This is a genomic window from Parabacteroides distasonis ATCC 8503 (assembly GCF_000012845.1).
Classification (GTDB): domain Bacteria; phylum Bacteroidota; class Bacteroidia; order Bacteroidales; family Tannerellaceae; genus Parabacteroides; species Parabacteroides distasonis.
The window spans coordinates 3,718,358-3,730,370 of record NC_009615.1 but is presented as its reverse complement, the minus strand read 5'-3'; the positions used below and the strand labels follow the sequence as shown (position 1 = coordinate 3,730,370).

Annotated in this window: 4 protein-coding genes; all 4 read right to left on the bottom strand. The window is 50.1% G+C overall.

Annotated features, from left to right (window positions below):
• Positions 1-16 precede the first annotated feature (16 nt).
• Positions 17-2,215 (bottom strand): glycoside hydrolase family 3 C-terminal domain-containing protein, encoded by a 2,199-nt coding sequence (locus BDI_RS15500; RefSeq protein WP_011967147.1) that lies wholly within the window; start codon positions 2,213-2,215, stop codon positions 17-19.
• A 22-nt stretch (positions 2,216-2,237) separates the two neighbouring features.
• On the bottom strand, positions 2,238-4,766 hold the full coding sequence (locus BDI_RS15495) for a sugar-binding domain-containing protein (RefSeq protein WP_009275419.1): 2,529 nt from the start codon (positions 4,764-4,766) through the stop codon (positions 2,238-2,240).
• Positions 4,767-4,793: 27 nt separating this feature from the next.
• Entirely contained in the window at positions 4,794-7,652 is a 2,859-nt protein-coding gene (locus BDI_RS15490) for a TIM-barrel domain-containing protein (RefSeq protein ID WP_011967146.1), read from the bottom strand.
• Between the two features lie 230 nt (positions 7,653-7,882).
• Positions 7,883-11,962, bottom strand: a complete 4,080-nt coding sequence (locus BDI_RS15485; RefSeq protein ID WP_041525603.1) for a hybrid sensor histidine kinase/response regulator transcription factor — start codon at positions 11,960-11,962, stop codon at positions 7,883-7,885.
• Between the last annotated feature and the right edge of the window lie 51 nt (positions 11,963-12,013).

Below are 12,013 nucleotides of genomic sequence, written 5' to 3'. Positions count from 1 at the left end.
CTCTACAACTGGGTAGTTATTTCACCTCCACGCTGATCTTCTGCTTGATATCTGAGGCGGAGGCTCCTAGTTGGAGGATGAACTCGCCGGGTTCTACGACGAATTGGCTTTGTGCCTCACTATAGAAAGCTAAAGAGGATACGGGGATGTCCAACGTGATTCGCCGACTCTCGCCGGGTTTAAGGAATACCTTCTTGAAGCCCTTTAACTCCTTGACCGGACGCATCACGGAGCAAACCGGATCGCTTACATACAATTGGGCCACCTCAGCTCCTTCACGGTCTCCGGTATTGGTTAGGGTGAAAGTCGCTTGGATCGTATCCGCTTGATCGTACGTCTCTTTATCCGTATTCAGGTTGGAATAGTCGAATGTCGTATAGGATAAGCCGTAACCGAACGGATAAACGACCGGAAGCCCCTTCGTATCGAACCAGCGGTAACCTACCAAGATATCTTCCTCATAATTCACTTTCAAATCCCTGCCGGGGAAGTTGCCCAACGCATGCGCCGGAGATTGATCCAAGCTCACGGGAGTGGTGAACGGCATCTTCCCGCTCGGATTCACCTTACCGGATAATACGTCCACCAAGGCATTTCCTCCTTCCATGCCGTTGAACCAAGCCCAAACGATAGCCGGGGAACAAATATCCACGGCGGCCATATTCAGCGGCGATCCGGCGATCATGACCACGATCGTACGAGGATTCGCCTTTACCACCTCTTGAATCAACTCAACCTGCCCGTATGGGATATCCATATTCAGACGGTCGAACGACTCGGTATCATAATCATGGTTCAAACCACAAACCAAAAGGGCCACGTCACTCGTGCGGGCAACCTCTACCGCCTCTTTCAATAACGCGTCGCTTTCCTGTGTCTTGGAAGAGAAAGTACCAGAGCTTTGCCCATTATTGCTTCCCTCCACGAAAGTAGATAACTTCTCATAGCCTTGGGCAAAACGGATATCCACCTTATCGCCCCATTTCGCACGAAGCGCCCCTAATGGAGTTACCTCGTAAACCGCCTTGATCTCGGAACTCAAGCCACCATTGGAATGTTTGCGGGTAGCGTTATCGCCAATTACCGCCAGACTCTTGATCGAGGAGAAATCCAACGGGAGAAGATTATTCTGGTTCTTCAATAAGACAATGGCTTCGGCAGCCGCGTCGTAAGTGGCTTGCTGATGCTCTTTCGTATTCATGGAGCCCGGGCCGAAACGCTTTTTCGGGTCCAAGACATTCGTCTTGATCATCACACGTAAGACATCGCCCACCTTCTCGTCCACCAAGCTCATAGGAACCTTACCGGACTTAACAGCCTCGATCAAGGGGTTGGCATAATACCAATCCTCATATTTATCAATCAGCGTGCCCATCTCCAGATCCAAGCCGGCCTCCATAGAAGGAACCGTGCTATGAGCGGCTCCCCAATCAGTTACATATACGCCATCGAATCCCCATTCATTCCGAAGGATCTTGCGAACCAAGTAGTTATTCTCCGCGCAGAACTCCCCACGGAATTTATTATAAGCGGCCATTACCGTCAAGGCGCCTCCCTCCTGTACGGCCGCCTTGAAAGCGGGTAAATAAATCTCACGCAAGGCACGCTCGCTACATTCTACATCGACCGTCGTACGGTTTGTCTCTTGGTTATTCACGGCGAAATGCTTTACGCTACAAGCCACGTCACGGCTCTGCAAGCCTTTGATATAAGCGACCGCCAATACGGAGTTCATATAAGGGTCCTCGCTCATATACTCGAAGTTACGGCCACAAAGCGGGGAGCGAATGATATTCACGCCCGGGCCCAGCAACACATCCTTCTTACGCCAGCGAGCCTCCTCGCCCAGCACCTCGCCCCGGCGATAAGCCAACTCCGGGTTCCAAGCGGCGGCGAAAGCCGTGCCGGTCGGGAAATAAGAGGCGGAATCATTTGTCCAACCCGCATACGCCCAATCGTGGCGATTGATCTCCGCACGTACCCCGTGAGGCCCGTCGCTCAAGCTCCACTCGGGAATCCCCAGACGCTCTACTCCGGCAACATAGAATTTTGAGTTACCATGCAACAACCCGACCTTTTCCTCCAAGGTCATCTTCTTAATCAGTTTCTCGATACGTTTCTCCATTTGTACCTTCTCTTTATCCGTGACCTGCGAGCTCGCGGCAGCCGCGTTCAAGAATAGCCCGCAAGCGATCACGCCTATTATCTTTTTCATTTCCTCTTTATTTATAGGTTTATTATTGCGCTTGAATCGTTACCGTCGCCTCGGGTAAGCCCTCGGCTATGGCTTTTAAGTGGATGTCGCCTTGTCCGCCCTTGTTCCGGATCACGACCAAGGCTTTTCCGTAGTAGGCTTGCCGTTTCGGTTTACGGAGGCTGTTCGGATCGTTCGGATCTCCGTTATCCGTTCCGGCGATCTCACCCGGGCCCTCCACGGAGAAACGGATCAACGGGGTAGCGTCGGGAACCCGGTTACCATCGATATCGCATACATCTACGGTTACAAACGATAGGTCCGAGCCATCCGCTTGGATGACGCTACGATCCGGGGTCAAGACCAAACGGGCCGGCTCTCCTGCCGTATGGATCTCTTTCACCAAGACCTCCTTACCCCCTAAGCGGGAGACGGCTCTCAAGGTTCCGGGCGTAAAAGGCACACGCCAAGAGACATGATAGGTACTGTCCGTTTTTTGTCGTACGCCTAGGCTCTTTCCGTTTAGGTATAGTTCCACCTCATCGGCATTGTTATAATAGGCCCAGATATCCACCCGTTCGCCTTCCTTCCAGTTCCAATGCGGGAAAATGTGCAATACGGGTTCATCCGTCCACTCGCTTTTATACATATAATATACATCCTTCGGGAAACCCGCCAGATCCACGATACCGAAGAAGCTGCTCCGGCTGGGCCACCAATAGGGGGTAGGCTCTCCCAAGTAATCGAAACCCGTCCAGACGAACAGGCCGGATACATGCGGAAGCGTCTTCACCAGATGCCAAGTCTTCTCGTGCGTAGAGCCCCAAGGTACATGGCAATTATCATAAGAGGAGCAAACATGCTCGGGAGCCTCGAAAGGCTTGTCCCACGATTCCGGACGGATATAAATATGATCGGACGGCATCTCATAATAGCCACGGGTCATCAAGGCCGAGGTAGATTCGCTCACGATCAGTTTCCTTCCGGGGAAATTCCGGAGAAACGGTTCAAGATATTGCTCATGGTAGTTGAAGCCCAGCACGTCCAAGGCATCCGAGCGGAACAGATGATTCGCAGGGTTTACCTCGTTACAGCCGGCGGTAACGACCCGGGAAGTATCCAGCCGTTTCACGATAGCCGCCAGATGACGGGTGATCAAGGATTGACGACTAAGGGTCGTATCCTTCAGCAAAGCGGGATCAATGGCATGGCCCGCATTCAAGATCAGGTTCGCCGCTTGCAGATCCAGCTCGGTAGCGTCGGCATGACTCCATTGCTCAAGTACCTCATTGCCTATACTCCACATGAAAACAGAGGCGTGATTCCGGTCACGCAAGATCTCGTCCGTCAAATCCCGCTCATGCCACTCCGCGAAATACCGGGCGTAATCGTATGGGGACTTACGGCGTTCCCACATATCGAAAGACTCATCCTGTACCAGAAGGCCCATACGATCGCAAAGATCCAGCAACTCGGGTGCCGGGGCGTTATGGCTGGTACGGATCGCGTTCACACCCATCTCCTTCATGATCTGTAGCTGGCGCTCGATAGCCCGTGTATTCACGGCGGCACCCAGACAGCCTAAATCATGATGCAGGCAAACCCCTTTTATCTTCAAAGGCTTATCATTCAAATAAAAGCCGGTAGCGGAATCCCAACGGAACGTACGCAATCCGAATACCGTCTCGTAACGATCTACCACCTTACCAGCCACTTTCACTTCCGTGACGGCCGTGTAGAGCGAGGGAGAATCGGGGCTCCAAAGCTTGGGATTTGAGATCGAGAACTGATGATCGACAGATGCCTCCCGCATACGGGTGTCGTAACAGGGCGTATACGGTACCCGTAACAGAGTTGTTACGGGTGCCGTAACAACTCTGTTACGGTCATCGTAAATAGAGGTAGAGACTTCGGCCTCCCTATCCGCCTCCGAGCTATTCCTTATTCTCGCCTCCAAGGAGAAGGTAGCCTCCTCCGGTGAGATCTTCATATCATGCACGAAAGTGCCCCAGTTGTCCACATGTACCGGATTCACCTTCACCAGCCATACGTTACGGTAGATACCGGAGCCGGAATACCAGCGGGAGTTCGGCTGCTCGCTATTATCCGCCTTCACTACAATTACGTTCGGTTGGCTTCCATACCTCAAATAAGGCGTCAAGTCATAACGAAACGATACATAACCATTCGGGCGGAATCCCAGCGAATGACCATTGATCCAAACCTCGCTATTCCGGTAAACCCCGTCGAAATCAACATAAACAACCTTACCCCGATCCGTCTCCGGAAGGGTAAATGTCTTTCGATACCAGCCAATCCCGCCCGGTAGCGCGCCGCCGCCCGGGGTAGACGGGTTATCGAGGGAGAAATCCCCCTCGATACTCCAATCATGCGGTAAAGATAAGATACGCCAAGTGGAATCATCGCTGTCCGGGGATGAATAATCCTGAACGCTATCCGACAAGGCAAATTTCCAATCGTCATTCCATGAGCTACGTTCACGCACCTGCTCCCCGGTGGGGGAACAGGCGGTGAGCAATAGGCCCAGAAGCCACGCGAATGGCCGATTCATCAGTGATATCATTAGTGATTATATAGTTTAATTGATATTACCCAGTTGTAGAGACGGGGCGTGCCCTGTCTCTACAACTAGAGGTTTACCTTGGTAAGATATTGTCACGTCCTTGCCAGCGGGGTTCTCCGGCGTGATGAGACGTACCGTGATCTGACGCTCGCGGATCATGCCCGGATAATCGCCCTCCCGCGCGCCGATCGTGAGCGTTCGCCTCGCATCATCATAAACAAACGGGATGGTAGCGTAATTTCCTTTCTCGTAATCGTAGGTCACGCCATTATCCTCATATAAGGTGAAGGAGCCGTCGGCACCGGCGTAAACAGAGACGGTTAAGTCTTTCTGCTCCTCTTTCGTAGACTGGATTACCTTTCCGGTCGGTACGATAGAACCGGCTCTCACGAACAAAGGCATACGCTCGTAAGGAGCATCCACGTCCATTGTCGTTCCGCCTTGCACAGGCTTGCCGTTGTAAAAATCGTACCAAATGCCGGCCGGGAAGTACACCTCACGGTCGCGAGCCTTATACTCATACACCGGGCATGCCATGAAGGCCGGGCCAAACATAAACTGGTCGTCTATATCGTAAGTCTTCTCATCGTCCGAATAATCCATCACCAAGGCACGCATGATCGTATAATCCTCAAAATGCGTCTTGGAGGCCAAGCTATAGATATACGGCATCAATTGATAGCGCAACTCGGTATAATACTTCATCGATTGGTACGTAGGCGATCCTTCCGGAGCGATATTATAGATCTCGCGGCAAGGATATTGCCCGTGGCTACGGAACAACGGACAGAAAGCCCCGAACTGATACCAACGGTTGTTCAACTCCCTCCATTCCCTCAAATCCTCGCTACCTTCCTTTGCGGCCATATAACGGTTCTCCACGCTGAAGCCACCGATATCCATCGTCCAGTAAGGGATACCGGACATGGCGAAGTTCAAGCCGGCGCTGATCTGCGCTTTCATATCCTCCCAGCGAGTACCGATATCGCCACTCCATGTAGCGGTAGAGTAACGTTGCTGGCCGGCGAAACCGGAACGGGTCAACAAGAATACACGGTCATCCGGGTTTACGCTACGTTGTCCGTCGTAGATCGCCTCGGCGTTCTCCAAGGCATACGCGTTGAAGTATTTCGTGGACGGGCCCAGATAAGTCGGTCCGCAAAGCGCCTTGCGATACTCGATATCCGTATTATCCTGTACGTTCGGCTCGGAAGCGTCCATCCACCAAGCGTCAATGCCCAAGGAATACAGATGCTCGTTCATCTGTTCCCAGAAAAGCTTGCGGGCTTCCGGGTTGTACGCATCATAGAAAGAACCGATATAACCCGGATAAATCCAGTCGCGGATACTATCCTTAATCGCCTGCTGATACATGGCACCCAGCGCGTCCAACTCTTTATAATGCTCTGTCGTATAATAAAACTTCGGCCATACGGAGATCATGATACGGGCATCCTTATCGTGGATTTCCCGAATCATGCCTTTCGGGTCCGGGAAGCGTTCCTTATCAAACTCATGGCTGCCCCACGCATCTACCGGCCAATAGCTCCAGTCCTGTACGATCACATCCAAGGGAACCTGCCGCCGGCGGTATTCGTTCAAGGCGGTCAATAGCTCCTCTTGCGTCTTATAACGCTCACGGCTCAACCAGAATCCCATCGCCCATTTCGGCATGATCTGGCTCTTGCCCGTAACCGTGCGGTAACCGCTGATCACCTTATCCATGGAAGACTCTCCGTTGATGAAGTAGTAATCGATATCATCCCCCATTTCCGACCAGAAAGCCAACCGCTCCCGCTCCTCCTCCGGTAGCGGAGATAATACCTTCAAGCCGATATAAGAGACATCGCCATCCGGCAACCATTCGATACGGATCGGATAGCGTTTGCCCTTTTCCAGATCGGCCGTAGCCTTGTAATCATTCGGGTTCCATGCCGCACGCCAACGTTCCGGGATGATCTCCTCGTTATTCACAAATACCTTGGTATAACCGGCGTAATGTAGTTTGAAATGATAAGTACCCGTCTCTTTCGCCTCGATCTCGCCCTCCCAAGTAGCGGAAGCGCTCGGCTTCGGGAAGTCTGCCGGCAGGTTCTTGATGGTTTTCAGATTCTCATAATCTACCTTATCTTCATCCCGCTGGATTAAAACGGAATTCTTCGCCTTATCCGTATAGTAGGTAGCGGTCAACGCCCCTGCCCTCCCGTCTTTTCCGTATAGGCCAAAGACATCGCCCAAATCGGCGTATGGACGCTTGTCGCCGAAACGGCTCAAGGAATAGTTATGCCAAAGTACACCATACCCTTTTGAGGAAACGATAAACGGCACGCTCACCTTCGTGTTATATTGGAAAAGCTCCTCGTTCTTGCCTTTGTAGTTGAACTCATCGCTCTGATGCTGTCCTAGGCCGTAAAGCCCTTCCTCGTCCTCACTCTCAAATACCTGACGTAAGGTATAGCCTTTGGTTCCTTCCACCTCGATCGGCGTAAATTCCTTGCCTCCGTTTGTCTTCTCACGAAGGATCGTGTGTCCGTTGGCGTCGGTAAAGCGAACCTCTCCGGTCTCCCGTGAAAGACGGGCCTGTGTGGTTTGCGTACTTACGATGATCGTATCCCCCGAGGTCGTTATCTGAAACGATGGGGCGGGCAACGATTTCGTGTCCTTGATCAAGTTCACTTGGTTGGAAAACTTACCATCCGGAGAGGCGATTACCCGGATAATATCATCAGAGATTACTTCCAATTTAACAGCCTTCGCCTGTCCGGAACGGATATCGGCGACCAAGCCATTCTCGACCTTCCGGTAAGCGGAATCAGTCATGCAGGAAGTCAGCAGGGAAAGCCCTAACGTGAATACCGCGATGTGTTGTTTCATATTCTATAGATTCTTTAATTATTTCCGATCAGCAATGAGTCCGAACAGGTTTTTCCATACAAGAAAAATGGTTCTTCATTCGTTGGCAAAATTAAAGGGTTCGCGGCGGACAGGAAGCCATAAATGTTTTGGGTTACGGGGAGAACCGTAAAAAGGTAGGGGAAGAATGTTTATTTTAAGGGGATATTTTGTTATATCCCCTAATTACGTGGCATTTATTTAGAAAAAGTTTATTTATGATAGTCAGAGGGAAGCCTTCCGAACTCATCCTTAAAATACTTCCGGAATAGCTTCACATCATTGAAACCGCACTCCAGCGCGACCTCGTTGACCCGCATCTGGCTCTTCTCCAATAACTGCGCCGCACGCTTCAAGCGCACCGTACGGATCAACTCCACCGGAGTCTTACCCGTGATGGAAAGGCATTTCTTGTAGAAGTTCACACGACTCATGCCCATCTCCCGGCTCAACCGTTCTACGGACAACTCCGGATTGGCGATCTGCTCCTCGATATAGCCGATGGCCTTACGCATCAACTCCTCATCCATGGAGCTAGCTTGTACCTCCGTCAAGGCGATGCCCATGGTAGAGGACTGCATAAAGGCCTTTTGCATCTTCTTCTTCATCTCGATCAAATGCCGCACCTTCAAGAGAAGCATCTCCATATTGAATGGCTTGCTGATATAATCATCCGCACCGGCTTCCAGACCGACCAGTTGGCTATCTTTTGCGGACTTAGCCGTCAACAGGATCACCGGGACGTGGGAAGTCCGAATGTCTCCCTTGATCCGGCGGCATAAAGTAATACCGTCGGTGATAGGCATCATCACGTCGCTGATCACCATATCCGGCAGCTCCTCCGGAATGAGTTTCCACGCATCTTCTCCATCCGCCGCCGTGAGTACCGAATAAACGCCACTCAAGCTTAACTTCATAAATTCCCGGAAATCCGTGTTATCATCTACGACCAGCAACGTAGGTCTTTCCGCCGGAGACGCATCCTTATCAGCGATCTCCGGATGCTCCTCAACCGGAGGCAAGATATCCCCTTCGGCAATTCCTTCCGGAGCCGAGATAATATCTTGGTTGTCCAAGGGGATCACCGGCAGCGTAACCGTAAACGTACTACCCGCTCCCGGCTCGCTTTTCACGGTTATCGTCCCATGATGCATCCGCACGAATTCCCGGCATAGGTGCAGGCCGATACCCGTACCTACCACGGGATTTCCCTTATCCGGGGAAGCCACCTGATAAAAGCGATCGAAGATAGCTCCTTGTTTATCCGCAGGAATACCGATACCGCTATCCGACACCTCGATAACCAGTTTGTTCTCTCCCTCCTTCTCCAACCGCAATCTAAGCGTCACCGAGATAGTACCTCCCTCCGGCGTAAACTTAAAAGCGTTACTCAGTAGATTAGAGACGATCTTGAAGACCTTATCCGTGTCAAACTTCATCGGGAGAGACGTGAAGACCGAGGAAAAAGAGAAATGAATCCGCTTTTGCTCCGAAAGCTCCTTGAAGGAATAAGCCACGTCACGCACAAACGGGACAATATCGCCGGTAGACAAGACCAAGCTATCCCCTTGCATATCGATCTTGCGGAAATCCAATAACTGGTTCACCAATTTAAGCAACCGGTCGGCGTTCCGATAGATCAACTTCAATATTTGCTGGGATTCCATGTCTTTCTCCGTTTTCATCAACTTCTCCAAAGGAGTCATGATCAATGTTAGCGGCGTACGGAACTCATGGCTTACGTTCGTAAAGAAACGAAGCTTCATCTCGTCCACCTCATGCTGCTGACGCACAGTAGCCCGTTCTTGCTCCTCCTCCAACTTCTTTTGCTGGATACGGAAAATAAAACGTATCACGCCATACGCCAATAATATACCAGCTATGATATACAACGCTATTGCCCATCCGGTAGCCCAGAACGGAGGCAGGATCGTGATCTGCAAGCTCGTGATCTCCTTGCTCCAAATCCGGTCGTTATTCATCGCCTTTACCTTGAAAGTGTAAGTTCCCGGGTTCAAGTTCGTATAGGTAATACGACGTTCCAAGGCGCTTACGGTAGTCCATTCCGAGTCGAAGCCCTCCATCTTAAAAGCATATTTATTCTTCAAAGGAAGGAAATAACAACAAGAAGAGATGGTAAAGGAGAAATTACGTTCCGTATAATTCAGTTTCAATTGCTTGGTACAGGTGATATCTTTATCCAAAATCACATGCCCGTCATACGCCTCTCTCGCCGTTATCGGGACATTATTCACCATAAGTCCGGTTATCACCGCCGGTGGAGCATAGCTATTATAACGTATCCGGGCAGGATCAACGAAGGTAAGACCGTTTGTCCCACCAAACGCCAACTCACCCGTTTCCAGCCCACAAGCGCTATTCACATTAAACACACGTCCTTGAACGCCCTCATTCTCATCATAGCTATTCCAATCGAACGTATAATTATTATCCGTATCCCGATTCGGAACGATATTCAATAAGCCGTTCTTCGTCCCCACCCAAACCGTATGATATTTATCCTCCAAGATAGACATGATGCTGTTATCCGGTAATCCGGAAGAATGGTTCAACCGATACATCTTATCATTCAACCTATCATATATATGTAGCCCATGATTACTCCCGATCCATACCCATTGGCGGCTATCACAAAATACGACATTGATGATTTGATCCTCAAACACGGAACGTCCATCCTTCGTGCCGTTAAAAGAAGTAACAGCCCCCGTCTCCGGGTTGATCCAGTTCACTCCTAAAGAAGTTCCAACGACAATATTCCCCTTCTCATCCCCGGAAAGGCTATATACGATATCCGAGTTAATCGCATTCTCCTTATCCCCCATGCGATAATACGTCCATTTCCCGGTAGATTGATCCAAGCAATCCAGGCCGCCTTCCAACGTACCGATCCACAAACGATTCTTGGCATCGACATACAAACTATACACGCTATTATTGGATAAGCCGTCCTTACTGCCCGGGATATCCCGATAATGCTTGAAACGTTTCCCGTCAAAACCGGTCAACCCCTCCATATAAGTACCCAGCCATAACTTGCCATCCAAATCTTTCGCCATACTAATCACGACATCGCCGGAGATAGCGTTCTCGCTTTCCCGTCCCGCCCGGTAGCGGACATACTCCCCGGTTTCCCGATCGTAACGTAATAGGCCGTTTCCGCTAGTACCGATCCACAGATCCCCTTCTTTATCTTCTACGATACAATTAAAGTCATTATTAAAGATATCCCGCATCAACTCCAAAGGGTACCGGATAGTCTGGAATTTAAAAATGCTCTCATGATAATAGTTGATGCCGTTTTTATAAGTGCCGGCCCACATAATCCCCGTATCATCCCGATACAAGCAGATCACGCTATTCTGGCTCAAACTCGTTTGGTTAAACGGGTTATTTCGTATATAACGCATCCGGTTCAGACGTTTATCCAAGATATTGATACCGCCATGATCGGTAGCGATCCAGATATTACCGTTCATATCCTCCGCCACGTCACGCACCATTATAGAGGATAAAGCGACCGAGGTTTCGGTCGTATAATGTTTCCACTCCTTGCTTTTGGGATTTAGGCGAAAGAGACCTCTACTATATCCGGGATTTAAGAAAAACCACAGATCCCCGTCACTATCGGCGAACACATAGAATAACTGGGCATTCGCATATTGAGTCAGATACTCATCCCGATAGACAGATTCTCCGGATGCCTTATCGATCCCCTCTACCACTCCCGAGGTATGGACTACATATAGACGATCGCCCACGTCACTCATATCACAAACCCGACCATCCTCTTTATTTAGTGGATACGAATAAATCTTTCCCCTCGCTTGATCATAACGACAAAATTCATTCGTATAGGTAGCGAAATAGAGTTGTTTATCATTGTCGACGAATATCTTAGCGGGAGGATTCTCTAGACGTAAGCTATCTAATATTTCCTTCTCCGGAATAAAACGGTCATTACCGGGCTCATATACGCAAAGTTGGTTCGTATTATAGGTAATCCAAATACGCCCATCAGCGGTTTCTTGAAGTTCGGAGACATGCTCCTCCCTAAAAGGCAACCCGCTTTCCTTGTATTTATAATGCTTAAACTCATACCCATCAAAACGGTTTACCCCAGAAGTGGTACCCAACCACATAAACCCCTTCCGGTCTTTCAGGATACAAGTGATCTCATTGGAAGACAGACCGTCCTGTACTCCCAGACGGTTGAAAAGAATATCTTCCGCCGCAAGTCCGGATCCCAATATTCCCCAAGACAGGATCATTATGATACAGAGTAGAGTTTTCGTTTTCATACTTAGCAAATATAGATATTT